This is a genomic window from Saccharopolyspora spinosa NRRL 18395 (genome assembly GCF_000194155.1).
Classification (GTDB): domain Bacteria; phylum Actinomycetota; class Actinomycetes; order Mycobacteriales; family Pseudonocardiaceae; genus Saccharopolyspora; species Saccharopolyspora spinosa.
In genome coordinates this window covers 1,587,028-1,613,647 of record NZ_GL877878.1, presented here as the reverse complement: position 1 = coordinate 1,613,647, position 26,620 = coordinate 1,587,028, and the positions used below count along the sequence as shown (strand labels likewise).

The 26,620-nt window shown below is 64.9% G+C and carries 17 protein-coding genes; 6 read left to right on the top strand and 11 right to left on the bottom strand.

Annotated features, from left to right (window positions below):
* Positions 1-19 precede the first annotated feature (19 nt).
* The 5 genes from SSPN_RS0108185 (at position 20) to SSPN_RS0108165 (ending at position 6,820) form a co-directional block, all read left to right on the top strand.
* Positions 20-2,893 carry an ATP-binding protein gene (locus SSPN_RS0108185; protein ID WP_029535100.1) on the top strand — a complete coding sequence of 958 codons (2,874 nt, stop codon included), beginning with the start codon at positions 20-22 and terminating at the stop codon, positions 2,891-2,893.
* A 291-nt stretch (positions 2,894-3,184) separates the two neighbouring features.
* On the top strand, positions 3,185-3,760 hold the full coding sequence (locus SSPN_RS0108180; protein WP_029535099.1) for a sigma-70 family RNA polymerase sigma factor: 576 nt from the start codon (positions 3,185-3,187) through the stop codon (positions 3,758-3,760).
* A gap of 730 nt (positions 3,761-4,490) precedes the next feature.
* A complete protein-coding gene (locus SSPN_RS42975) occupies positions 4,491-5,165 on the top strand; it encodes a DUF5919 domain-containing protein (protein WP_187764637.1) in 675 nt (224 codons plus the stop codon).
* Positions 5,162-5,959, top strand: coding sequence for an inositol monophosphatase family protein (locus tag SSPN_RS0108170; RefSeq protein ID WP_010693489.1), 798 nt, complete (start codon positions 5,162-5,164; stop codon positions 5,957-5,959). The genes SSPN_RS42975 and SSPN_RS0108170 overlap by 4 nt, the downstream gene beginning before the upstream one ends.
* Positions 5,960-6,178: 219 nt before the next feature.
* Positions 6,179-6,820, top strand: a complete 642-nt coding sequence (locus SSPN_RS0108165) for a class I SAM-dependent methyltransferase (protein WP_010693487.1) — start codon at positions 6,179-6,181, stop codon at positions 6,818-6,820.
* Between the two features lie 376 nt (positions 6,821-7,196).
* Here SSPN_RS0108165 and SSPN_RS0108160 read toward each other — a convergent pair whose 3' ends face one another.
* From SSPN_RS0108160 to SSPN_RS56535, 11 genes are all read right to left on the bottom strand, one after another.
* Positions 7,197-8,381 (bottom strand): helix-turn-helix domain-containing protein, encoded by a 1,185-nt coding sequence (locus SSPN_RS0108160; RefSeq protein ID WP_010693485.1) that lies wholly within the window; start codon positions 8,379-8,381, stop codon positions 7,197-7,199.
* A 330-nt stretch (positions 8,382-8,711) separates the two neighbouring features.
* The gene (locus tag SSPN_RS59475) at positions 8,712-10,055 is read right to left on the bottom strand and encodes a hypothetical protein (protein ID WP_237710486.1); all 1,344 of its coding nucleotides are present in this window, start codon (positions 10,053-10,055) and stop codon (positions 8,712-8,714) included.
* A gap of 253 nt (positions 10,056-10,308) precedes the next feature.
* Positions 10,309-10,773: a Tim44 domain-containing protein gene (locus SSPN_RS57570; protein WP_192814536.1), complete on the bottom strand. Its 465-nt coding sequence runs from the start codon at positions 10,771-10,773 to the stop codon at positions 10,309-10,311.
* Between the two features lie 166 nt (positions 10,774-10,939).
* On the bottom strand, positions 10,940-11,728 hold the full coding sequence (locus SSPN_RS0108140; protein ID WP_148271930.1) for a hypothetical protein: 789 nt from the start codon (positions 11,726-11,728) through the stop codon (positions 10,940-10,942).
* An 8-nt stretch (positions 11,729-11,736) separates the two neighbouring features.
* Positions 11,737-14,466 carry a hypothetical protein gene (locus SSPN_RS0108135; RefSeq protein WP_148271929.1) on the bottom strand — a complete coding sequence of 910 codons (2,730 nt, stop codon included), beginning with the start codon at positions 14,464-14,466 and terminating at the stop codon, positions 11,737-11,739.
* 35 nt (positions 14,467-14,501) lie between these two features.
* Positions 14,502-15,629: a protein-glutamine glutaminase family protein gene (locus SSPN_RS0108130; protein WP_148271928.1), complete on the bottom strand. Its 1,128-nt coding sequence runs from the start codon at positions 15,627-15,629 to the stop codon at positions 14,502-14,504.
* The gene (locus SSPN_RS0108125; RefSeq protein WP_148271927.1) at positions 15,574-18,765 is read right to left on the bottom strand and encodes a protein-glutamine glutaminase family protein; all 3,192 of its coding nucleotides are present in this window, start codon (positions 18,763-18,765) and stop codon (positions 15,574-15,576) included. Before SSPN_RS0108125 ends, SSPN_RS0108130 begins: the two co-directional genes overlap by 56 nt.
* 22 nt (positions 18,766-18,787) lie before the next feature.
* On the bottom strand, positions 18,788-19,801 hold the full coding sequence (locus tag SSPN_RS0108120) for a hypothetical protein (RefSeq protein ID WP_148271926.1): 1,014 nt from the start codon (positions 19,799-19,801) through the stop codon (positions 18,788-18,790).
* Positions 19,692-24,524, bottom strand: coding sequence for a hypothetical protein (locus SSPN_RS54415; protein ID WP_237710485.1), 4,833 nt, complete (start codon positions 24,522-24,524; stop codon positions 19,692-19,694). Before SSPN_RS54415 ends, SSPN_RS0108120 begins: the two co-directional genes overlap by 110 nt.
* A gap of 266 nt (positions 24,525-24,790) precedes the next feature.
* On the bottom strand, positions 24,791-25,534 hold the full coding sequence (locus tag SSPN_RS0108110; RefSeq protein WP_148271924.1) for a hypothetical protein: 744 nt from the start codon (positions 25,532-25,534) through the stop codon (positions 24,791-24,793).
* 14 nt (positions 25,535-25,548) lie between these two features.
* Positions 25,549-26,163 carry a hypothetical protein gene (locus tag SSPN_RS56535; protein ID WP_158309535.1) on the bottom strand — a complete coding sequence of 205 codons (615 nt, stop codon included), beginning with the start codon at positions 26,161-26,163 and terminating at the stop codon, positions 25,549-25,551.
* A gap of 1 nt (position 26,164) precedes the next feature.
* Here SSPN_RS56535 and SSPN_RS42965 point away from each other — a divergent pair.
* Positions 26,165-26,620, top strand: a 456-nt coding sequence (locus SSPN_RS42965; protein WP_010693466.1) for a transposase, incomplete at its 3' end; no start/stop codon positions are given.

Here is a 26,620-nt window from a genome sequence, read left to right as displayed (position 1 = left end):
GTCGAGCAAGGAGCGGGTCGTGGAGTCTTTCACTTACGGCACTGTCCTGGTCGACCGCGACAACGAGGTGCGGCGCCTCAAGGACACAGTCCGCCAGGTCGTACAGGGACGCGGCGCGGCGGTATGGATCGACGGTGAGGCGGGCATCGGCAAGTCGGCGGTGCTGGCAGCAGGGCTGGCCAGCGCCGAAGAACTCGGCTGCCAGGTGTTCCGGGCAACCGCCGACGAGTTCGCCCATCGTTGCGAGCTGCGCGTCCTGCTCGACTGCCTTGGTATCACGCCGAATTCACCTGACCCGGACCAGCGAGCCATCAGCGACATGCTGTCCGGCGCCGGTGCCGACCCGCCAGCGGCCGCCACCGAGCGGTTGTTGGCACTCATCGAGGGCATGTGCACTAATGCACCGGTGATCCTCGTGATCGACGACATGCAGTGGGCCGACCCGGCCAGCCTCCATGCCTGGCACCGCCTGGGCCGGATGATCGGGCACCTGCCGTTGTTGCTGATCGCCGCCTGCGGCCCTGTCCCGCACCGGCCCGACCTGGCACTACTTCGTCGCCACCAGACCGACATGCGGAACTCGGTCATCACGCTGGGCCCACTTGATGTAGCGGCGGTGGCCGAACTTGCCGGGCAACTGCTCGACGCCGACGCAGTCGGCTCGACGCTCCGCCAGGTCCTGCAGGGTGCAGCAGGAAACCCCTGCCATGTTCACGCAATCGTCAATTCCCTGCAACGTGACGGCCACCTCACCCGTTCGGCGGACAACGTCGTCGAGCTGACCTCCGAATTGGCGAGGATGCCCAAGTCGCTGGCGACGGTCATCTCGGCTCAGCTGCGTCACGTCAGCGGCAGCACATGGGAAGTGTTGCGGATGGCGGCGCTTCTCGGCCCAGCGTTCTCCGTCACCGAACTGTGCGCGCTTTCCGGCCGCTCGGTGACCGACTTGGTTGGCGTCGTCGAAGAAGCCATCGTCTCCGGCGTCCTGGTCGAATTCGGTGCCCAACTGGGATTCCGGCACCCCGTGGTCCAGCAGGCGCTGTATGAGGACATCCCGACTCCGCTCCGACTCGCGCTGCACAACCACGCCGCCCGAGCACTTCTCCCAACCGGCGCCCGGATCGAGAACGTTGCCGAGCACCTGCGCGCCGCCCTACCCGGCGAGGCCGCCGTCGGCATCGACGAGTGGGGCGTCGACTGGCTCCTGCACAATGCCCACAAGCTGACCCACCGCGCCCCGGAACTGGCGGTCGACCTGCTCACCTCTGCTTCAGACGCACTGGATCCCGACGACCCGCGACGCGAACCGTTGCGGATCAGGTTGGCAGAGGCGCTGTTGCTGCTCGGCCGCGCGGAGGAAGCCGAGAAACTGGCCGAAGGAATCCTGGCCGGCAGCCGAGACGCCGAGATCACCGCCGAGACGAGCTGGTTCCTCGCGTGGTCGCTGACCGTGGGCGGCAAGACCGACAAGGCCCGGATCGTGGTCGAAAACGCCATCGGCGCCGGAAAATCCGGCAAGACGAGCAATTTGGCCAGTCGCTGGACCGCACGACTGCACGGACTGCGCGCCAGAACCACGCTTTCCCTCGGCCAGGTCGAGACCGCAGAAACAGCGGCCCGACGGGCACTGGACATCGGACGGGAGGCCGGCGACCCGTTCGCGATCGGCTTAGCACTGCACGTAACCGGGTTGATTTCGCTCCAACAAAGGGATCTTGCCGCGGCGGCAGCCGACTTCGATCGCGCACTGTCCGAGTTGGGCAACGACCCCGAGTTCACCGATCAGCTGCTGCTGATCCTGGTCGACCTGCGCGGCGTGCTCTTCGAACTCGGCAAGGTCGACAAGGCCGAGGAAACCTTGCGGGAAATACAAGCCATCGCGCAACAATACGGGACTTCGCCCAAGCGCGGCGTGGCGCGGCTCTGCGCTGCCGAGCATCTCCATGCTACCGGCAGGTGGGACGAGGCGGTGGCCGAACTGAAAGCGGCGGTGGAGTGCTGCGACGGGATGCCCGCCCCGCAACAATCGCGACTGCGTTGCCTGGCAGCGGTCATCGCAAGTCACCGCGACGAACGCGACACCGTGGAAGAACATCTTGCCGCAGTCCCCGAAAGCCCAGACCGATGCACGGAGTTCGCACTGCTGGCACAAGCGACCTTGTACGAAAGGGACGGTCGTCAGGACGATGCCGCGGCAGCCCTAGGAGCCGCGCTGGCCCGCGACGAGCACGCGGGCACCCGGCACACCTGGCTGCCGCTGCTGGTCCGACTCGCGCTGGCCCTCGATGACCGCGACACCGCATTACGGGCGACGGAAGCCTGCGAAGCCGATGCCGCCCACGGGTCAGCTCCGACCATCGCGACGGCAGCCAGACATTGCCGGGGGATGCTGGAGGGAGATCCGGCGTTGATCGACGCCGTCGTTGAGGCATACCGACGGATGGACCAACCCCCGAAACGCGCTCAGGCATTAGAAGATTCCGCCGTCCTGCACGCCAGAAACGGCGATCTCGGCGCCGCCCGTGCGGCGTACGTTGAAGCGACTCGCATCTACACCGACCTGGGCGCCGACTGGGACCTGCTGCGCGCCGAAACCCGGCTGCGCCCGCACGGTATGCGTCGGCTACGCGCACGCCGCCGAAATGCGACCACCGGCTGGGAAGCCCTGACGCCAACCGAAACCAGGGTCGCGAGACTCGTCGCGGCAGGCCACGCCAACGCAGAAATCGCGGCGATCCTCTTCGCTTCCAAACGCACCATCGAGGTGCACGTTTCGCGCATCCTGGCGAAACTCGGAGTGCGCTCCAGGGTCGAGATCGCCATCGAAGCCACCCGGCAGCCGGGCACCGCCCAACACAGTCCACTGCCCCAATTAGACCGCCTCTGTGGCTGAATCAACCCCACGTCACACCCAGAGGCGTTGTAGATGAGGGGCCTGTGACCAACTCGTTGGGCCCTCACGCACCGTGACCACCACGTTCGCGTCCCGGGTTCGCCCCGCAGAAGTTCCACCAGTTGCCCTTCTCTACCTCATTTGGCGGTGTACGTGAGCTCACTGATTTTCCAGCTCAGTACAAGAGGAAACCTAGTAGTACAAGCAAGTGATCGAGCACAACCGCGGTACGCCACGCCGCCGTCGACTGGTCGCGCGGACAGCTCGCAGGATCGGACCAGGGTGGTCAGCATGTTGAATTCCATCGCCTCGCGCCGGGAGGACAAGGCACGCCCCAGCGAGCCGTACCGGCCCGCTCCCGACCCGCAATCCGTGGTAAACCAGCTTTACAGGGACTATTTCGCGGCTCTGCACGTCTACGTCAGCCGGATGATGTCCGATCCGCACCAGGCTGAGGACATCGTCCAGGAGACGATGCTGCGCGCCTGGCGGCACGCTGACGCACTCAGCCGTCCTGAACTCGGTTCGGCCTGGGGCTGGCTGACGAAGGTAGCGCGCAACATCGCCATCGACAAGATCCGTGCCCGCCGGGCACGCCCCGACGAGGTCGAGGAGTCCGCCGGCATCGGGGTCGGCATCCTGGGCGACCACTCGGATGACGTGATCACATCGATGTCGGTGGCCAATGCGTTGCAAGAGCTCATCCCGGAACACCGCAGCGTGCTCTACCAGGTGTACTTCGCCGACCGGACCGCGGCCAGCGCCGCCGACGTCCTCGGAATTCCCGTAGGAACGGTCAAATCCCGCCTGCACCATGCACTCCGCAAGCTGAAGGCATCGATGGAGCCAACCGAACAAGCAGCATGATCCAAGTCTCTGCTCGGCCAGCTCCACGCGGCCGGGCTGCTGGCATCCGCCGCCCGGTCCCTGCTGCCAAGCTGGGTGGACGCAAGAGTCCAGGCCGGACGGGTGCCGACTCCGCACGTTCCGTACCGGGTCTTGCCTGTAACGGCCGTGGCGCTGGCCGTCGTGCTGCAATGGCCACACTGCCAGTCGGCGCAGACATGCCCACGCCACCGCTTCGGCCGACGCACGCCCGAACGGGCGCGCGGTCACTAGGTCGGGAAGCATGATCGGCGGAGAACACAACAGGCTGCCGCTACCGTCGCAGGTCATGTGGCAGCCAGACCCGAACTCTGCCCGCACCCATTGGAGCTAAGCGGAAAACTGGGTGTGCGCGATCGTGGACGGGGCCGGTTCATCGGTCACCGGTACCGCGTCCAGAAGCATGGAATTGTTCGTGTTTCAGAGACATGGGTATGCATGACGAAGCAATCGGCCGCCTCGCGAATCGATCAACATTTCACAGCTAGTCCTGGAAACCAGCATCCGTCGCCCCGCATTGATTGTTTTCCAAGCGTGGTAACGGGCATGCGGGGGGGGACGTGCTGTTTTTCGATGATCGTGAGCAAGTTACGTGGCACGTGGCGGATAGTGCAGACGTGAGCGGTGGGGCCGCTATTTCCGGGATTATCGATGGCTCTCGGGCGAGCTTCGCGGCCTGCCATACGCGCATCACTGCCGCATTCTCGGAGCCATGTTCCCCAAGTGGAGCGCAGCGAAACTGTTCGAAACACATACCGGCGGAATCGAATTCGTGCCGGAGCCACTGTCAGCCGGAAGCGCAACCGCTGCTGCCGCACCGCCAGGTTCAACCCACGCACCAGGCATGGCCGGTGTGACAGCGGTGTTCGCGACCCGTCCCGCCTTCACATATGAAATGCCACCGCAGAAACTCTTCGACGATGCCGAGAAAATCAGCATGGTCGGGCTTTCCCTCAATCTGCTATGTCAGCAGTATTCGGATAAAAGCCTGCTGGAACGGCTGGCGTCGGGAACCGTAGTCGAGTGCCTGTTCCTCGATCCCGAAGGTGAACATGTCAAGGCACGCGAGCAGGAAGAAGGCCACCCGCCGGGCGTGCTCTCGACCCTGACGGCGCTCAACATCCTGGCCCTACAACGGGTCTACGGCAAGCTCTCGGCTGATGCACGGGGAAACCTCCGCATCCGCACCTATGACGAGCCGGTGCGGTTCAACATCGTGGTGATGGATGACCTGACATGCGTGGTCCAGCCGTACCTACCTGATGCGCGCGGGGTCGAATCGCCCACCCTCGTCGCCGAGAAGCAGCCAGGCGCACCCGGGCTCTTCGAGACCTTTACCCAGGTCTTCGAATCAATGTGGAACCGCTCGAAGGAAGTCATCGCGTGACCGGCATCAACGAACTGCTCACGATCGCCAACGAAGCCGTGAACCTGGGGCACCAACTCCTCACGACCACGCCCCCAGGGGAGATCCACGCCAAGGGTGACCGCGATCTAGTCACCGACCTCGACATCCAGGTACAGCACGAAGTTCGCGCGTATCTCGAACACGCCGCCCTCGACATCGACTTTCTCGGCGAGGAGCAAGGCGGGGGCTCGCTCGACCAAGCCGCCGAGCGGATCTGGGCGCTCGACCCGATCGACGGAACTTCAAACTTCGCCCGCAGTCTCCCCCTCTGCGGAGTCTCGCTGGCCCTGGTCGAACGCGGCACACCCATCATCGCCGTCATCTCCGCGCCCTTCCTCGGTCTTCGCTACAACGCCGTCCAGGGTCAGGGGGCATTCGTCAACGGACAGCGCATACATGCGAGTCGGACAACCGAACTCAGCAAGTCCATCGTGTCGATCGGCGACTACGCGGTCGGGGCAGGTGCCGCCGAGAAGAACCGCGTCCGCTTTGCGCTGACACAGGCCCTCGCCGAGAACGTCGAACGGGTACGCATGTTCGGCTCCGCAGCCCTTGATCTCGTCTGGGCCGCGGAAGGACGCACCGACGCATGCATCCTTCTCTCAAACAAGCCCTGGGACACCGCAGCTGGAGTCCTCGTCGCTCGCGAAGCAGGAGCATCCGTCACCGACGCTGCGGGCACTTCCCACACCTTCGGTGCCAGAGAAACCATCGCCGCCGCACCAGGTATCACGGATGCACTGCTTCGGCTGATCAGCGACGCTCGCTCTTAAACTGGCGATTTGCGCTCTAGAGGATCTAGATGACATCATTCGTCGCGGCTACGCGGTGGGCTTCGGACGATTGGCTGTGACGGTGAAAAACGGCGTCAGTTGTCCGCGAATTCGGGCGTCACCTGACGGGCGGAATCGTGATCAATGTTGGCGAAAAATGACGTCGGTTGCTGCGGGTGGCTGGCTGACCGCGCGACGATGAGAAGGTAACGTCCGGTCGTGCTCGATTGGGATCACAACGCCTACTACCACCGGCTGCTGCTCCGCGAGATGCCGCAGCGCTGTCGGCGGGTGCTGGATGTCGGCTGTGGTGCCGGAGCGTTCGCTGACCAGCTTGCCCAGCGAAGTGAGAAGGTCGACGCCCTCGATCGCTCCGCAGCAATGATCGAAAAGGCAAAGCACCGCACCTCCAACAACGTGAACTGCGTTCTCGCTGACGTCTTAGCCGACCCACTGCCAGGCAAGGACTACGACGCGATCTTCTCCATCAGCGCTCTGCACCACATGCCGTTGCAGGATTCACTTCCCGTGCTCGCGGCTGCTCTGCGGCCCGGAGGAGTCCTCGCGGCCATTGCCCTGCCTCGACCGGACCTCGCCCGTGAGCTGCCTGTCGAGATCGTCGCTGCCGTCGGACATCGGCTGCTTGGCGCGATGTTCCTGGCGAAAAGGGCGATGGGAAGCAATGGCGGGTTCGCCAAAGACTCCAGTCACACGACCATGCCCGTGGTCATGGACCCGCCGCTGACTACCCGGGAGGTCGCCAACCAGGCTGCTGCGGTGCTGCCCGGCGTGCGTGTGCGCCGACTCCTTTTCTGGCGTTACCTGCTGATCTGGCAGAAGCCGATCACACCAGACAGCTGACAAGTGAGCACGTTCAGCCGTACGCAACTGGGCATTTTGCCCCGCCAACTCGGCCACCTCCACAATCCCCGCCAGGTTACGATCCAGCCGCGCGGACTCCGGCAAATCAAGCAACTCCGCCACTCGCGGCAACCGGCCATCCAGCCACGCCACCTGCGCCGACCCACCCAGGACAACGTCTGCGGCCGCCGGCTGCGAACCCTCCCTCCCCCCGTGACGCAGGCGCTGAACCACCGCCATCGCTGCGCTCAGCGAGCGCAGCGCAGATCAACTCGACACCGTGGCGACTCTGGGTAGGTTGGTCTACTCCCAGGGTCGCCACATCTGGACGTCATAGCACCCGGCACCCCCCGGGGTGTCGAACTCCGTTTTCAGTTCAGAGTTTCACGCCAACCCAGCCAACGAAATTGGTCAGGCTCTCCGTTTGTCTACGTTCGGCCCCTGCGATTCCCCGCAACGTCTCTCGGACGCTGGGGTGTAGCCGCGTCTGCTGCGGCGCTACCTTTCGCGCGGCGTTCAGTGCGTCCAGTGCCTTACCCGGCTGCCCAGACAGCAGCCACGCACGGGCTGTGTCCTGCCAGTGGTGCCCCGCACGGGGCGGAGCGATGCTTGTCGGTAGCTTCAGTGCGGCTCCCTCACGCGCCGCTTTGCCGGGGTCGCCCGCTTCCAATTCCACCGCACACGAGTGGATACCGACGTTTGCGGGGCCGAACAGCGTGCCGTAGGCGTCGCTCTCGCCGTCCATCTGGGCGGCGAGCTTCCGCGCCTCTTCAATATGCGTACGCGCTACGTCGGGCTTGCGTCCGCGAGCCGCAGCAATGGCCCCGCAAAGGTGGCCGTAGCCCCGGACAGCTAGGGCCGGTTCGTCGTCACCACCGATCGCGTCCAGCCCTCTTTCCACAAGAGACAGTCCGACATCGGTGGAGCCCAAGTACATCAGCACGCGGCAACGCTTGATCTTGGCTTGAGCGACGTACAACGGATCGTCCGCCCGTTCCACGCACCACTCCAGGCGATCCACGGCGGGCGTGGTGAGCGACATGAAACCAAACCGGCGGCACAGCCGTTCCGCCGTGACGTACGCGCTCGATAGCAGCGAGTACACCCGCGCTCGTTCAGCGTCAGCGTTCGCGGCGTGAGCCGCGCCGTGAAGTTGCCGGATCAGCACGGGGAGCCGCCGAAGTGCTTGCCGCCCCTTGTCGTTGCGGTACACGAGGTTCACGGCGCCCATCTCGGCCGCCATCTCGTCCAGGGTGCCCGGCTGGACCGGGCGTACGTAGCTCCCTTCCGCGAGGATGGCGCGAAGCTCGGCCATTCCTTCCAGCGGGCCGTCTTCCTCGATGGTGGCGCGGTAGGGCGTGCCGGTCAGTTGTTCCGGCTCTACCCCAAGAGCACGCGCCACAGCTGCGATGAACCCCGGTGAGGCTGGTTCGCGCCCTTGTTCAACCGCCCGAACCATGCTCACGCTGTAGTTGGCTTCCTGGGCGAGCTGGGTCTGATTTGATCCGGCTAGCTTTCGTTCAATGGCGATTCGGTCGCCAACGCTCCGCGTGTCCAGCACGGGAACCCTCCCGTTCAGTCCGAGTGCGCGCCTACTAGGCAAGCGTAGCGATGGCACCTGAAGGTGCTATCAGTCACCTGAACGGACTGTCACTTACCTGTCACTCACCGTTCATGCTCGTCCCTAACGTGATGGCCAGCGGGGCCGGTGGCCGTCCCTCCCAGTCACTGGTCCCGCCTTCCAGGCTCGGCCGATCCCGATCGTCCGATCCGTGCGTGAGGTGGCGGATCAGTTCTCCGTACCGGAGGCGATCACGGCCGGTCATCTGGTCCACACCGACGACAGCGGAACCAACATCAAGACCCGAGCACCTGACCAGGGCTTACAGAGCTAAGCGTTGTTTGTCCGGCCAGTCCGGGACGCCAAGTCGCGCCAGATCTTCTCGACCTGCCGCATCGCAGGCAATCCGTCTTCGACGGTGTGTAGATCCTTTGTGGTCCAGGCTCCCTGCCGGACGATGCGTTTCGCCGCTTCGACGTTGAATGCACGCTCGCCGTCCGGATCGAATCCCGGCGGCATCGCCTTCAGATGCTGCTCCATCCGCCCCGCCAACTCGGCCAGCTCCGCAATCCCGGCCAGGTTACCGAGCCGGTCCGGACTTTCCGACTCCCGCAATTGAAGCAACTCCGCCACTGACGACAACTGGCCATCCAGCCACGCCACCTGCGCCGGCCCACCCAGAATGACGCCAGCCGCTGTGGGATCCTCACCCCGCACAGGCGCCACGGAACCACCACCATCGCCGCCCCCCGCAGTGGCGCGCAGTCCGACCTGCTGAACCCACCAATCCAAATCTGCAACCGCAGCCGCTATCACCTCCGGCGGCAACGTCGACTCGGGATCGATCCTTCTGTCATCACCCTGGACCGTGTCCAGGAAATAGTGCGCCTGCCCGCCTCCAAAAAAGTCACCAGAGGCCAGGAACGCCTTCGCGCCGTTGCCCTTCACATACACCGCCCGCACGGCATCCTGCTCTGCCCGCACGGCATCCTGCGAGGCCACCGACGGTACCCTCACCACAAGGAAATGAACGTCGTCCTCCGCCGTCCGCTGCATGAACTCCCGCACGGCATCGGGGCCACCGGTCAGCCGAAGCTGCGGGACAACACCCCCGGTAGCCGCCTGGAACTGCTCACTCGCCGCACCTCCCACAGCCCGCCGCAACACACCAGAGTCCAGCATGCCCCTCGCCGCGCGGAGCCGGTCGGCGATCTGCTCCAGCAACCCCGTGGCCGCGCCAGGACCCGGGCCAGGAATCACGATCCCCGAGCCCTCCAGCATGGCCCTCGCATCCTCATTGCCGAGCAGGACCTGAACAACGATGTAGTTGACCGAAGCCTTCAACGACTCCCCGAGCCCATCGATAACCTCTCGCGACGCGGGCCGCAGAGGCGGATCTGGGTTGTCCACCTTCAGCCACTGTGACCGCGCGTCGGACGGGAACTCGCCTCCGTTTGTGGCATCGGCCCACGCGAGACGGCGCTCAGCCTCCCGTAACCCGACCCCCACCACCCCCCCCCGCCGCAACGGCTTTGACGGGAGGAGCCCGTCGGTGATAGCCCGCAGAACAGCCTGACGCAGCTTCGCAGCTTCCCCCACGGAGGGCTCGATGAAGCCCCCTAGCCACCGCCATACCCGCCACTCGTCTACAGGCACCTCGTCGGAGTCGGTCACCTCTTGTGCCCGGCCCGGACCGAGGTACCACACCAGCTCCGAGCACGAGAGCCGGGCAACGTCGGGCACCCTCGCAGGTGACGTCAGGCTGTCCTGCGCCGTCGGCGAAGGAAGACCGCCTTCGGAAACCGGTCCCAACCCTGACGCTGGTGCCGGTTCGATCGCGTCGACATCCCCCACCGCAGCGGAAGTGGCCTCGTTAGCCCTCCCATCACCAGGCCAAGGCCAGGCCTGACGACGTTGTACATGCCCATCAGCGGATGTGCGCCGGGACGCGAGGTTGCGCCAGATCTTCTCGACCTGCCGCATCGGAGAGCCGGGCAACGTCGGGCACCCTCGCAGGTGACGTCAGGCTGTCCTGCGCCGTCGGCGAAGGAAGACCGCCTTCGGAAACCGGTCCCAACCCTGACGCTGGTGCCGGTTCGATCGCGTCGACATCCCCCACCGCAGCGGAAGTGGCCTCGTTAGCCCTCCCATCACCAGGCCAAGGCCAGGCCTGACGACGTTGTACATGCCCATCAGCGGATGTGCGCCGGGACGCGAGGTTGCGCCAGATCTTCTCGACCTGCCGCATCGCAGGCAATCCGTCTTCGACGGTGTGTAGATCCTTTGTGGTCCAGGCTCCCTGCCGGACGATGCGTTTCGCCGCTTCGACGTTGAATGCACGCTCGCCGTCCGGATCGAATCCCGGCGGCATCGCCTTCAGATGCTGCTCCATCCGCCCCGCCAACTCGGCCAGCTCCGCAATCCCGGCCAGGTTACCGAGCCGGTCCGGACTTTCCGACTCCCGCAATTGAAGCAACTCCGCCACTGACGACAACTGGCCATCCAGCCACGCCACCTGCGCCGGCCCACCCAGAATGACGCCAGCCGCTGTGGGATCCTCACCCCGCACAGGCGCCACGGAACCACCACCATCGCCGCCCCCCGCGCTGAACCCACCAATCCAAATCTGCAACCGCAGCCGCTATCACCTCCGGCGGCAACGTCGACTCGGGATCGATCCTTCTGTCATCACCCTGGACCGTGTCCAGGAAATAGTGCGCCTGCCCGCCTCCAAAAAAGTCACCAGAGGCCAGGAACGCCTTCGCGCCGTTGCCCTTCACATACACCGCCCGCACGGCATCCTGCTCTGCCCGCACGGCATCCTGCGAGGCCACCGACGGTACCCTCACCACAAGGAAATGAACGTCGTCCTCCGCCGTCCGCTGCATGAACTCCCGCACGGCATCGGGGCCACCGGTCAGCCGAAGCTGCGGGACAACACCCCCGGTAGCCGCCTGGAACTGCTCACTCGCCGCACCTCCCACAGCCCGCCGCAACACACCGGAATACAGCACGTCTTCCTCGGCGAGGACGTTGTCGGCGATCTGCTCCAGCAACCGCCTGCCCGCATCAGGACCCGGGCCAGGAATCACGATCCCCGAACCCTCCACCATCGCCTTCGCATCCTCATTGCCGAGCAGTACCTGAACAACGAGGTAGTAGACCGAAGCCTTCACCGACTCCTCGAGTCCCTCGAAGACCTCTCGCCACACGGGCCGCGGAACCGGATCTAGATAGAACACCTCCCTCCACTGCAAAAATGCGCCGGACGGGAACTCGCGCCCCTTCGTGGCATCGGCCCACGCGAGACGGCGCTCAGCCTCCCGTATCCCGTTCTCGCTCCACACCACCCGCCTCAACGGCTTTGGCCGCTGCCTGAGCTCGTCCGAGATAGCCCGCAGAACAGCCGCCGCAACACACCAGAGTCCAGCATGCCCCTCGCCGCGCGGAGCCGGTCGGCGATCTGCTCCAGCAACCCCGTGGCCGCGCCAGGACCCGGGCCAGGAATCACGATCCCCGAGCCCTCCAGCATGGCCCTCGCATCCTCATTGCCGAGCAGGACCTGAACAACGATGTAGTTGACCGAAGCCTTCAACGACTCCCCGAGCCCATCGATAACCTCTCGCGACGCGGGCCGCAGAGGCGGATCTGGGTTGTCCACCTTCAGCCACTGTGACCGCGCGTCGGACGGGAACTCGCCTCCGTTTGTGGCATCGGCCCACGCGAGACGGCGCTCAGCCTCCCGTAACCCGACCCCCACCACCCCCCCCCGCCGCAACGGCTTTGACGGGAGGAGCCCGTCGGTGATAGCCCGCAGAACAGCCTGACGCAGCTTCGCAGCTTCCCCCACGGAGGGCTCGATGAAGCCCCCTAGCCACCGCCATACCCGCCACTCGTCTACAGGCACCACCTCTTGTGCCCGGCCCGGACCGAGGTACCGCACCAACTCCGAGCCCGAGAGCCGGCCAGCCCCGCGCATGAGGTCCCGATCGAACCCGTCGGGCTGGCGACTGCCGTCCAGCCACGCCTGAGCCGTGGACTCGGGAACTCGGGTCACCAAGGCCGCTCGGGCCGGACCGAGGTGCCTTACCAATTCCTCGTCGGGGACTTCGGCGGGCACAGCATCCCCGGCGACGTACTCCACCAGATCGCTAAGTGTCCACGCCCACCACTCCTGCGTGGTCTGCAAACTGAAAACTTCCCGCGCGGCGGTAGATGCCCCCTCCGGCCGCCCTTGCGAGGCCACCTGCACGCCCCTCATGCGGCCCAGCTCCCGCAATCGGTCAGCCACCGCGACCGCGCCTGCCTCGACAATCGTGTCCAGCACGACCCCGCGCACCACCGCACGACTGCCAGGACGGTCACGCCAGTTGGACTCGTTGCGAAAAACGCCGACCGCCTGGGAAACGTCCCCGTGTTCGCTGATCAAGCGCCTGAGGTATTCAAGCTCACGACCGTCCAAGGCGTGCGCCAACTCATGCAGCACGCTCAGCTCCCGCGGACTGGCCTGCCGGCCTTGCACACCGGCACCCTGCGGTGCCGGACCGGGGAGGCCCGGCACCTGGATGTCGGGCTTGCTCTCGGCGAGCACCACCTGGTCCAGGCCACCGACCTCGGCCACCGCTTGCTGCAGCTCGCGGCGGTACTCAGCCGCGCTGGGGGCGTCACGCGCTTCCTCGCCCCAACTCTCCAGCCGACGGCGGCGATCGGCCAGTCGCATCATGATCTTGCCCAGAGCGCGCAACCGCTCCTGGTACCGCGCACTGCCCGGCACCAGTGTCTCGACCAGTGTCTTGACCGCTTCTCGCCCGCCGTAGGTGCTGACTACCGAACCGGTGATCGCCCGGCGCAACGCCTCGGCATGCCACTCTATGGGTAGGTGGGACCACATCCGCCACACCCGCGCCGTGGTTTCGTCCACCCCCCACGCCTGAGCCAGATACCTGTTCCGGTGCACCCCCGGGTTGACCATACTCATCAACTCCGCAGGCCCCTCATCCTTCAAGGCCCCGAACAATTCACCCCATTCGACCTCGCGGCCACGAAGCCACAGCCCCTGATCTGCCAGCCCGTACTCCACCCTGACACCAGCCGGGTCCATCACATGCAGGAAGAACTCGACCGACTCCGCTATCTTCCACAGGACGGTATCCGGCGGCAATACCCTGTTCGGCCCCAGATGCGGCGGCACCTCCCCCAACTCCCCCGGCGGCCGCTCGGTCAGCAGGTCCCACAAGTCGTCGGGCCGCTTGGCGCTATCCGCCTTCGCCCCTTGCGCGTACTCGCCCATCACATACCAGACGTCGGTGCCCTCCTCGACCAACTCCGGTAGCAGACCTTCCCGATCCAACCGCGAACGCCTCACGTGGAGCCACGTCGTTTTCCGCTTCTTCACCACCAACGCATGGTTTACAACACCCCACCAGTTCAGCATCCGCAGGAACGCCACGACATTGTATTCATCAACGTCGGCCAATCTCGGCCGCGCAGCCACTCCCGTCGCTGCGCTGAAAGCGTCCAGCGCCGCGCGCACGTCCCCAGAAACCCCCGCCAGCTCCGCCGCGTTCAACACCACACGCCGACCATCCACCACATCCGGCAGCGGCCCACGTAACCCGCCCTGCACGTACTCCGTCTCGCCGCCACGCAGTTCCGACCCTGTCCACGCATCCACTGGAGGTCTCAACGGCATCAGCTCACCGAACGGCACCCGGGCGGAATCCACATCGGACGGCTGCGCCGGTCCGGCCCCGCCAGCGAGCCCGGATTGGATACTCCATCCCTCCCGCAATGTGCCGGTGATGAGACTGAGATCGCGGGCATACCCCACGAGCGCCCAGTCACGGCGCTCCCTCGTAGCTCCCTCGGTCTCCTCCACCGATGCTGCTTCATAGGTCACCAAACGGCTCAACGCCACGAAGCCCTGGTCATCGTGCTCGTCTCTCTCATCGCTAAGCCTGTTGACCTGGGTCAGCAGATCCTGCGCACGCCGCGCTCCCACCACGGTCACCGGCGGCATCCCCGCCGGATACGGAACTCTGTCCGCCGCTTCCATGATGTCCTGCCGCGACACCAACTTACCCATCCGACCCTGCGCCACCGGCACCCCCGCAGGCGACGTCAGGCCGTCCCGCGCCGTCGGCGAAGGCAGATCGCCTTCGGGAACCGCAGGCTGCTCTGCCGCCGGCTGCGGGGTCGCCGGTTCGATCGCATCCGCATCCACCGACTGCCCACCGTTATCCCGCGTGTCCGCCCCGCCATCGCGTGTGGTGGCCGCAGACTGCCCGGAGCACCGGGCTCGCCCACCGGCCTGGGACGAGAACCATCCGCGGCGGACGCACCCGGCGCCTCCTCCTGGCGCTGCCTGGCACGCCGCTCGGCCGTGCGGTTCATCTTGATAAGGTCGCTTTCCCAATCCCGAAACCAGCGATCGGCTTCAGAAAGATCCCTCGGGATTTCTTTCGGTTCCCTTAGATTCGGAATCGTAAAAGTGTGCATGGGCGCGAACAAGACGATAGCCCGGCCTCGGGGAAACACAAACCCGTTGGAATATCTGGCCCACGACCTGGTTCTGCAGTCGTCGATGTACTGCTGATGTATCTGTTCCGCCGTACCGGCATAGAACGTAACGGACTCTTTGTCACCGGCGTCGACACCCAGCTGACCGAGCCACTCTTCGATCGTCAGCGGACGCCCATCGTGATCGTCACTGTTGGCACTGACGGCCCGGTCCAGCACCCAAAGCCTCGGCCCAGAATCGGTATGCTCCACGACTATCGGCGCGACGTGATATTCAAATTCCACTTTCGCGGGCTTGCCCGGAGACGCATCTTCTGCATATGGGGAATAAAAGCTCAGCTTGGGCATGTCGCGGGCAACGAAGATCTTCATCGGAGAGGCGCCCATTCGCACCAGGTCCATCACCCAGGCGTGCGCACGGAGCCAGCAGCCGTTTTCGGGGTGATCATAACGAACCGTCGTCCCGCCAAGGGAATAGTTTTCGAATGTGGTGTTCTTCAGCTTCCGGTGCCACTCGATTATCTGCTCCATCGAAGCGGGCCGCGAAACGACGTCACCCAAGACATTCCCGATCGCTTCGTGATAATCACTCCGCAGCTCGATCAAGTCCGTTCGCAAGTCCGAGCCGAACTGGATCTCGTAAGCCGTTTCCACTGCCCAAATCTTGCGTAGCTCACGGTCCAGCACACGCATCAGGCGCATCGCGGCCTCGAAAGACTGCTCCCGCACCACAGGATCGGACGCCCCCAAACCTGTGGACACGTGCCCACGAACCGCAGCCGCATATTCGAACACATCCCGCCGGTGGTGCGGCTTGTAGCCGAGTTCCGGCGGCACCGAGGTAAACGGCGGCTCGTGCCTGCATGCTGCTGTCCTGGGAGATCGTCTGGTCCGCATTTTCCGGATCGTCCGGGAACTCGACCCGCACATGGAACTGCTCGCCCGACGGAAGCCGGTAACCCTGGTTGAAATACAGATCAGCCGCAGCGCCTACCTTCTCGACGCACGTCGCGCGATCGATCGACCCCATAGGCGAGTCGGTTTCCAGAGGCGAATCGGTTTCCAGGAAAAATTTGAGGGTGTACTCCTGAACCCAACGCCCCTCCACGTTGATCCGCCGCACGTCGTATCGCACCAACTGCTCCATGGATACGATAAACCTTGGGGTGCTGGGACCCATCACTTCCCGCAATTCGGACTGAACCGAGAAGTCCGGCTCAGCCTGCCGCAGATTCTCCCACTGGTCAGGTCGCAAGGGAACCGGATCGGGATCGAACCACGAAGCGGTCCTCGCCCGACTACGCAGCCACGAAGGATCTGTCGATGGAATATCAAGCAGTGCCGCAAAGTCGCCATAAAGCGCATTCATCAACTCCGCGATGTCGCGACCATCCGCTATCTCCCGCGTCTCCCCCACACCCGTCAGCAGTTCGGTCAGCACTGAGCGAAGTGCGTCTTGCACGTCGTTGTCCACCGTGCCCGGCTCCGCCTGCGACATCGGCTCCAGCATCGCCGCCGCCACTCCGTGGACGATCCTTAACGACGCCGGGTCAGCGGACGCCTCCCACTGCTCCACCCGATCCTTAGCCTCACCAATCCGCTCCGCCCACCGTTCCATCGCGGTATCAGGCCGCTCAGCAAAGTCATTACGAAGTGCATTGATCAAGCCGTTGAATTCGACACGGCGCGCGATCTCCAGCCTCACCGCACGGGTGATCGAATCCCACAGACGCTCTTGCTCATCGACCAACGGCCCCCGACCCGCAACCCCCTCCGGACGCTCACCCATCCACTGCTGCACTGCCGCCGCCGCGCGCAATCCGACTTGATCACCGAACTCCCCATCGGCAGCCAAATAGCCGGCCCACCGAGCCTCAAAATCATCCACCGTGCGATGTGACACGGCCCGCTCGACGGATGTACCTTCGTCCTCGCCCGCCAACCTGGAAAGCCGATCCCGCAACCGCTGCAGTTCCGCCTCATCGACGTCACCCACGGCGTCGTCGTTCGCCGCATCACCCGACGTCTCCCCAGTGGGCTCCGACCGCACATCCCCACGCGGCGCGGGCACCGCGCCCGCATCTCCGACCGATTCGGGCCCCGCACCTGGATCCCTCCCCGGCTCGGGCCCCGCGCCCGCACTCACAGCCATCAAGTCCGCCCAAATACGGGCCAGCCGGTCCCGTAGCTGCGCGATCTGATCGTCCCCGACTCCAAGCATCGTGTGATAGGCCATCACGCGTACAGCATGCGTCGAGCCATTAACTGGCGCCCCCAATTGTTCGGATGCGTTCGCCAACAATGATGCCCGTGCCAGTTCAGACAAATCCTCCAACCCCGAATAGGCCTGATCGCTCAACACTTGCAGTTCCCGCGCCGCAGTAGCACGACGCAACGAGCGCTCGGCCGCTCCCATCCCCGGCACCCTCGAACCGACGTGGACATCGTCCAACGACACCGCAACCGAATCCACGCTTGAAAGCCCACCATGACCAGGCATCGCACTCGACGACGTCTGCTGTCCCGGGAACACGGCGCCGCTGTCCGGGTCCGATGTCGACGTCTGAGGCTCCACACCCGCCCCGGCCCGGATATTCGATTCGCTCGACTGCCCACCGGTATCCCGCGTGTCCGCCCCGCCATCGCGTGTGGTGGCCGCAGACTGCGGGCCCCCGGCCGCCGAGGCCGCCTGCGGCGATGTCGCCTCCGGGGCCACCGCCTGCGGACCGGAGGCCGCAACAGCACCCGAGGAGTCCGCCAGACCAGCCGACTCCTCGCGTTCCCCGCCCGGCACCGGAGCACCGGGCTCGCCCACCGGCCTGGGACGAGAACCATCCGCGGCGGACGCACCCGGCGCCTCCTCCTGGCGCTGCCTGGCACGCCGCTCGGCCGTGCGGTTCATCTCGATGAGCTTGCTTTCCTCATCCCGAAACGCGAGATCGGCCCCAAGAAGACTGCCCGGGATTTGCTCCGGTACCCCTGGTACCGGAGGCCAATAAAAGTGCGCGGGCACTACCAAGACGACAGCCCGACCATCGGGATACACCTGCCCGTTGGAATATGTGGTCGTCGGCATGGTGCTGCAGTATTCGGTGAACCACTGCTGTACCTGTTCCGCCGGACCGCCAAGGTACGTAACGGACTCCCTGTCGTAGGCGTCCACACCCAGCTGACCGAGCCACTCTTCCATCGTCAGCGGACGCCCATCGTGATCGTCACTGTTGGCACTGACGGCCCGGTCCAGCACCCAAAGCCTCGGCCCAGAATCGGTATGCCCCTGGACCATCGGCGCGACATGATATTGAGGTTCAATTTTCCCGGGAATGCCCGGCAACGCACCTTCTAAATATGGGGAATAAATGCTCAGCCTGGGCCTGTCGCGGATAACAAAGATCTTCATCGCATCGGCACCCATCCGCCTCAGGTCCATCGCCCAGGCGTGCGCTCGGAGCCAGCAGCCGTTTTCGGGGTGATCATGACGAACCGGCGTCCTGCCAAGGGAATAGTTTTCGAATGTGGTGTCCTTCAGCTTCCGGTACCACTCGAATATCTGCTCCGTCGAAGCGGGCTGCGAATCGACGTCGCCCAAGACGTCCCCGATCAATTCGTATTGATCGCCCCGCAGCTGGATCAAGTCGTCTCGCAAGCTAGAGCCGAACTGGACATTGTAAGCCAATTGCACCGCCCAAATCTTGCGTAGCTCACGGTCCAGCACACGCATCAGGCGCATCGCGGCCTCGAAAGACTGCTCCCGCACCACAGGATCGGACGCCCCCAAACCTGTGGACACGTGCCCATGAACCGCAGCCGCGTACTCGAGCACATCCCGCCGGAGGTACGTCTTGTAGTCGAGTCCCGGCGGCACCGAGGTAAACGGCGGCTCGGGGTCACCGGCGCAACGCATCCATTACCGAGTCGACATCAATGTCCTTCTGCGACAACAGCGTGTCCAACGTTCGAGCCCGCCACTGCGCCACCGACCCGAAATCCTCCGGCCGGATGGCGGCAAGCGTCGGCGAACCCGCATCCGCCGCCTCTGGGCGGAAACCGTACGCGCGCGTGCTCTCTTCCAGCCGCGCCAGATGCCGCGGCAACAGCCGACCACTACGACTACCCAACCACATCACGCTTTCGTCGCCGTACACCCGGTTCCGGCGCGGTATCGGAATACGCTGGTTCTTGGACACCGGCATGTCGTCCCGATAGAACACGCCCCGCTCATCCTTCTCGAGCTCACGCTGTTGCGGGGTTTCATCCAGAATTCCCAGGTGAAGCCCCAAGAGCCGGGCGAGCCTCGCATCGGAACCCTCGACGTCCGTGTACGTCAGCAGGCTTGCCTGCATGCTGCTGTCCTGGGAGATCGTCTGGTCCGCATTTTCCGGATCGTCCGGGAACTCGACCCGCACATGGAACTGCTCGCCCGACGGAAGCCGGTAACCCTGGTTGAAATACAGATCAGCCGCGGCGCGTACCTTCTCGACACACGTCGCGTGATCGATGGACTCCGTATGCGAGTCGTTTACCAGGGAAAATTTGAGGGTGTACTCCTGAACCCAACGCCCCTCCACCTTGATCCGCCGCACGTCGTATCGCACCATCTGCGCGGTGCTTTCGATGGACCGCGGGGTGCTGTTACCCGCCACTTCCCGCAATTCGGACTGAACCGAGAAGTCCGGCTCAGCCTGCCGCAGATTCTCCCACTGGTCAGGTCGCAAGGGAACCGGATCGGGATCGAACCACGAAGCGGTCCTCGCCCGACTACGCAGCCACGAAGGATCTGTCGATGGAATATCAAGCAGTGCCGCAAAGTCGCCATAAAGCGCATTCATCAACTCCGCGATGTCGCGACCATCCGCTATCTCCCGCGTCTCCCCCACACCCGTCAGCAGTTCGGTCAGCACTGAGCGAAGTGCGTCTTGCACGTCGTTGTCCACCGTGCCCGGCTCCGCCTGCGACATCGGCTCCAAGCATCGCCGCCGCCACTCCGTGGACGATCCTTAACGACGCCGGGTCAGCGGACGCCTCCCACTGCTCCACCCGATCCTTAGCCTCACCAATCCGCTCCGCCCACCGTTCCATCGCGGTATCAGGCCGCTCAGCAAAGTCATTACGAAGTGCATTGATCAAGCCGTTGAATTCGACACGGCGCGCGATCTCCAGCCTCACCGCACGGGTGATCGAATCCCACAGACGCTCTTGCTCATCGACCAACGGCCCCCGACCCGCAACCCCCTCCGGACGCTCACCCATCCACTGCTGCACTGCCGCCGCCGCGCGCAATCCGACTTGATCACCGAACTCCCCATCGGCAGCCAAATAGCCGGCCCACCGAGCCTCAAAATCATCCACCGTGCGATGTGACACGGCCCGCTCGACGGATGTACCTTCGTCCTCGCCCGCCAACCTGGAAAGCCGATCCCGCAACCGCTGCAGTTCCGCCTCATCGACGTCACCCACGGCGTCGTCGTTCGCCGCATCACCCGACGTCTCCCCAGTGGGCTCCGACCGCACATCCCCCCGCGGTGCGGGCACCGCGCCCGCATCTCCGACCGATTCGGGCCCCGCACCTGGATCCCTCCCCGGCTCGGGCCCCGCGCCCGCACTCACAGCCATCAAGTCCGCCCAAATACGGGCCAGCCGGTCCCGTAGCTGCGCGATCTGATCGTCCCCGACTCCAAGCATCGTGTGATAGGCCATCACGCGTACAGCATGCGTCGAGCCATTAACTGGCGCCCCCAATTGTTCGGATGCGTTCGCCAACAATGATGCCCGTGCCAGTTCAGACAAATCCTCCAACCCCGAATAGGCCTGATCGCTCAACACTTGCAGTTCCCGCGCCGCAGTAGCACGACGCAACGAGCGCTCGGCCGCTCCCATCCCCGGCACCCTCGAACCGACGTGGACATCGTCCAACGACACCGCAACCGAATCCACGCTTGAAAGCCCACCATGACCAGGCATCGCACTCGACGACGTCTGCTGTCCCGGGAACACGGCGCCGCTGTCCGGGTCCGATGTCGACGTCTGAGGCTCCACACCCGCCCCGGCCCGGATATTCGATTCGCTGCCCTGCGTGTCCACGGTGTCGGACCGCGCCGCAATCGTCTCGGCGCGCTGCCGCACCACCTCCGACCGAACCTCCTCCTGCGCCCGCCTGCTACCTCCTCCGGCGGACGAAGACCCGGCAGGCATCGCCGCGCCCGTCGTCAGCCCAACGCTCAGCAAACCCTCCTCTCGGCTTGGTCCTGGCCTGCCCGCCCACCTGATCAACGGGGCGGGGTTCGCCCCCACCGCATAACGCGGCTCAGCCCAGCCGTTGAACGCCGCCCGCAACTCCGAACCGTGCTCGACCAAACCCGCACCCGAATCACGGTGATACCAATGACCGTTCCCCATACCACCAACGAACGTCGGCAGCATCCGACCGTCCGGCATCACAACGGTTTTCGTAGCGTGGACCGAACCATCCTCGGTCAGCCACACATCACCATCGGTCCCCCAGCTAGCCGTCGTACTTAACGCCTCCGCAACCTGGTCGGCAAATGAAGCCCCACCCCCCACCGGCTGCCGGAACGCACCACAGCCCAAAAACGCCAACGGGAAACCGGGCACAAATTGCTCGCTCTCCCAGATTTCCTCGGCGAAGTCCTCAGGTGTGACCAACCGGCCATCCCGCAACTCCGCGCGCCCGTCCTCCGTCACATGCACACCCACCACCTGCACACCCCGCAACCCCCGCGCCAACCCCCGCACCAACCCCTCGACGCGCGCAGCCTGCTCACTGTCACCAGACGCAAAAAACAGCAACGGCTCCACCCACGGCACACCGGCCAACTCCGCCGTCGGCTCGTTCACCAACCGCGGCCGACGCCGCCCACTCGCATCTACCCGGCACACCACCCACCTCGGCCCCCGACCAGGAAGATGGACCTGCGCCAACACATCCGCACTACTACGCCCCTGCATCTTGGCGATTACGTCAAGGGACACAACCACATCGCCATGCCCCAGCACCACCAGCGTCTTACCACCCTCCGCAGCATCCGAAGCCGCGTAGGACGGCGACCGCGTCCACGCCGTGTACTCGACGCTTTCCGTCGACCCCTGCATCTCAAACCGCACCGAGGTGCGATGCACACCACTCGGCGAGACGGAATCCAGCCGCCCGCTGAGCCAACCAGTCGCGCCCGCCAACGACACCAAATGACGCATGTCCGCTTCGTCGAAGCGGGTACCGTAGTCGCGTTCAAGGGAATCCCTGACGGAGTCGGAAAGACTATCCAAGTCGACGTGCGACGACTCGGGATCGAGTTCGTGCGCCAACCGCGCCAGGTCGTGCACCGTCTCGATCTTGGGCCGCTGGCCATAGATCACGTTTGCCAGCTGTATGACCGGCAACAGCCGCCTGCCGCCCACCAAGCCCTCACCGATCACACTGACCAGCGCGTGGTAACCACCAAGGTCGTGCACCACGTCCATCAGCTCGAGCCAGCGACGAATCTCGTCGATCTCCACAGTCCCGGGCCACCGGGGTTCCTGCCGTCCGGCCGGAGGGTTGGACACCGGCCTCGGTAGGTCGGCGACCAGGCTCCGAAGATGGTCAACCGACCGGGCATAAAAGTCAGCACGTCCGCGGCGGTCCCCGAAACCGGCGTCGATCAGCGTCCGAATCCGCCGCATCCAAAGCGGAGCCTCATCAAATCCGACAAGATCCGGAAGTATCTCCCAGTACAACCCCGCCAAATCCGTCAGGGACTGCGGGTAATCAGCCGGCAGACGAGCCGCGTCTCCAAACCCGATCTCCCGCGCCAGTCCTTCCAAACCTTCGCTGCCATCCGGGTTGAGCCGCGCCGCAATCGCCCTCACCAACGAAGGAAGAACCGCGGCGTTCAGTCGCGCTGGCGCCTCCGCCGTCTCCCTGACCACCCAAGACCGGGTGCCTTCGAACGAAAACAGCACGTGTGCGGCCCAACCCGCCGTCTGTTCGTCCGCGTTGGCCTCGATCACGGTCAGCCTGTCGTTCATTCGCCACCAGTACCTGTCGGCGTTCCAAATCGCCTCCAAAGCCTGCACCGGGCCGTTCGTCCACAACGCCGCCAACGCATGCGACGGATAGCCGTCGCCCGCAAGGACCTTCCGCGCCATCCCCGCCAAATCCACCAGGTCAAACACGTTCAAAACGGAAGCCTGCCCACCGGGTCGGCCTTCGAAGCCCGCCACCATGCTGGCTAAGGACGTGAACGAAATTTTCGACGACTCGGGATAAAGCTGGTTGGCCAACCACGCCAGGGCGTGCAGCGTCTCCATGTCCGCCATCTCGCGGTACAACTGCCCTGCCAGCCGGATGACTGGGAACAGCCGCCTGTGGCCCACCAAATCCTCGCCGATCCGATTAACGAGCGCGTTGTAGCCACCAACGTTGTGCGCCACGTCCATTTCCTCGAGCCAGCGACGTATCTCGTCGAGTCTCACCGCACCGGCCGGCCGGGGCTCCAGCTGTCTGGCCTGTTGGTTGAACACCGGCCCGGTCACATCGGCCACCAGGCTCCGCAGATCGTCAAGGCCCAGGGCGTAGAAGGCAGCACTGCCGCGGCTGTTATCGAAGCCGGCGTCGATCAACGCCCGGATCCGCCGCATCCACAGCGGAGCATCGTCAAATCCGGACAGCTGCGGAACTATCTCCCAGTACAACCCCGCCAAGTTCACCAAGGAACGCCGGGCATCATTCGGCAAACCAGCTCCGCCCCCGACCCCTACCTCCGCCGCAAGCCCGCTCCAGCCGTCCTCAAAGCCCTCCGCAATCTTTGTAATGAATGGAGTCAGGACAAAGGCGTTCAGGCGCGCCTGCGTCTCCGCCGGCTCCCTGACCACCACAGACCATTCTTCGTGGAGGTCAAACTGCAATCCCGTGGCCCACTCCGCCGTCTGGTCGTCGCCCTCGTTGGACGCAGTTCTCTCGAGCTCGGCCAGCCGGTTCGCCGTCCTTTCCCAACGCCTGTCGGCGTTCCAAATCGCCTCCAGAGCCCCCACCGGATCGCGGTCGACCTGACCAAGGTCCTCTCGCACCATCCCCGCCAACTCCACCAAGCGGCGCACCTCTGGGGGAGAAGCGTACTCATCGGCTCGGCCTTCGAAATCCGCCGCCATGCGGGCAAGGGACGTCTGCGAAATATTCGCCGACACGGGATCAAGCTGGTTGGCCAACCACGCCAGCCCGCGCAGCATCTCCACCTCCGGCCGCTTGCCATACAACTCCTCTGCCAGCCGTAAAACCGGCAACAGCCGCGTACCCCCCACCAAACCCGCGCCTACCTCACCGACCGCCCTGCCGACACCACCAAAATCGTCCACCAGATCCATCAGCTCGACCCAGCGACGAATCTCCTTGACCCCCACAGCCCGGAGCGTCCGAAGCTCACGCTGTCTGGTCTGAGGGTTGAACACCGGGCCGGACAGCCCGGCCACCAAGCTCCGCAGATCGTCAAGCCCCACGGCGTAGAAAGCAGCACCCTCCCCGGCGCCCCCGAAACCGGCATCGATCAACACCCGAACCCGCCGCATCCACAGCAAAGCCTCGTCAAATCCGGAAAGATCCGGATCTAGATCCCAGTACAACTCCGCCAAATTCTCCAGCGACTGCCGGTAATCAGCGGGCAGGCCGGTCCCGGCCCCCAGCCCTATCTCCGCCGCAACCTCTCTCCAGCCACCCCCAAACCGCTCCGCAATCCTCGTCACGAACGGAGTCAGGACAACGGCGTTCAGGCGCGCCTGCGACTCCACCGGCCCCCTGACCACCACAGACCGAGCGTCCTCGAAGTCGAACAGCAATCTCATGGCCCACTCCGCCATCTGTTCGTCATCGTCGTCAAGCGCAGTGTCCTCAAGCTCGGTCAGCCGGTTCTTCGTCCATTCCCAACGCCTGTCGGCGTTCCAAATTGCCTCCAACGCCCCCCCAGCCTGTCCCTTATTTGCCGCCACGGCAGATCGGCGTTCCACATCGCCTCCAACGCCTGCACCGGAGTGACCCGCTGCCCCCCATCAGCACCGGCATCGACATCGGCATGGGCTTGAACGGAATCCAGCCGTCCAAGGATCTCTCGCGCCCTCCCCGCCAACCCCACCAACTCACGCATTTCCGAAGGAGAAGCATGCCTACCGGCTCGGCCGTCGAAACCCGCCATCATGTTGGTAAGGGTGACCCACGAAATATTCGACGCCTCCAGATCAAGCTGACCGGCCAACCACGCCAGGTCGTAGAACGTTGTCTCGTCTGGTGTCTCGCCATACAACTGCTCTGCCAGACGGATCACCCGCAACCCGCGCCTGCCGCCCACCAGATCCGCGCCGACACCACCAAGATGGAGCGCCAAGCGCATCCGATCGATCCAGCGACGAACCTCGCCGTCTGACACCTCCTCCGGCTGCGGAGCACCGTGCTGACCCGTCACAGGGTTGAACATCGGATCCGCCAGATCAGCCACCAGCCCCCGCAAGTCGTGCAGCGACCGGTCATAGAAAGCAGCACCCGGCCTGCCGTCGTCGAAGCCGGCCTCGATCAACACCCGCAGCCGTTGCATCCGCGGCAAAACCCCCGCGGCCGACTCACCCTCATCGGAATCGACATCCCACGCCAACTCCGCCAGAGACCTCACAAACCGCCCGCCGCAACATCCAGCCCGACCTCCCGCGCCAGCCGTTCCCAACCATCCCCGCCCTCCCGCGCGAACGGCCGAGCAAGCCCCGCCACCAACTCGTCACCGCCAGGAAAAGGCAGCGGCTCCGCATGGATTCGATCCGCGTCCTCCCAGAATTCCCGCATCAGATCCGCAAGCGGATCCTCCGTCTCTTCGAATCCCTGCTCGGGGTCCTCAATCTCCTGCTCGTCCAGTCCGGCAACCCGTTCAACCACCGGGGTGCGCAGGTGCACCCAGTCCGGACGCAGCCCGTTTTGGTCTTCCGGCAAGCGAAGGTCATAGGGACCCACCTCCGGTTGCCCATCGTCATCCGGCCGAGTCGACTCCCACCTGCCGTTGGGCGGCAGAACCGGAAGCAACCGGCCACCCTCACCCACATACGCGCCGGCAACCATCGAGGCGAACCCACCGGTACCCGGACCGAACCACACCATGTCCCGCGTCCAGCGAACCCCAGACCCCAACTCCTCATCCAACGCCCGCGCAAACACCTCGGAGACCTCACAGGCGTACAGCCACACCACAGCATCCGGATCCCAGTTCGACGACTGCCGAATCACCCCAGCCAACGTGCGCGCATCCACCGACCGCCCATCCACCACCACGGAAGCCGAAGCCGAAGCCGAAGCCGAAGCTAAGGATGAGGATCGGGCGGCGGTGTATGGGGATGCGGCCTACGGTGCGGGCGAGTTGCTGGAACGGCTGGACGAGACCGACATCCACAATGGACTGAAGGTGCAGCCGCCGGCGGCGGTGAAAGGTCATTTCCCGAAGGACCGCTTCGACATCGACCTCGATGCGCAGACCGTGACCTGCCCGGCCGGGCACACCGCGCCCATCCGCGCCCGCGAGCGTCACGCCGGAGCGGCCAGCTTCGGCGCCGCCTGCGCGGCCTGCCCACTGGCCGCACAGTGCACCACCGCGAAGACCGGCCGCACGATCACCGTCAGTGCCCACGAGGCCGCGCTGCAAGCCGGGCGGGCGCGTCAAACCGACCCCGCCTGGCGGGCCGACTACCGCGCCACC

Bases quoted from the DNA above. Each gene is read 5' to 3' on its own strand.
- SSPN_RS42975 (WP_187764637.1), top strand. From the start codon at position 4,491: ATGTTCCCCAAGTGGAGCGCAGCGAAACTGTTCGAAACACATACCGGC.
- SSPN_RS0108180 (WP_029535099.1), top strand. From the start codon at position 3,185: ATGTTGAATTCCATCGCCTCGCGCCGGGAGGACAAGGCACGCCCCAGC.
- SSPN_RS0108135 (WP_148271929.1), bottom strand. From the start codon at position 14,466: ATGGGTAAGTTGGTGTCGCGGCAGGACATCATGGAAGCGGCGGACAGA.
- SSPN_RS57570 (WP_192814536.1), bottom strand. From the start codon at position 10,773: ATGGAGCAGCATCTGAAGGCGATGCCGCCGGGATTCGATCCGGACGGC.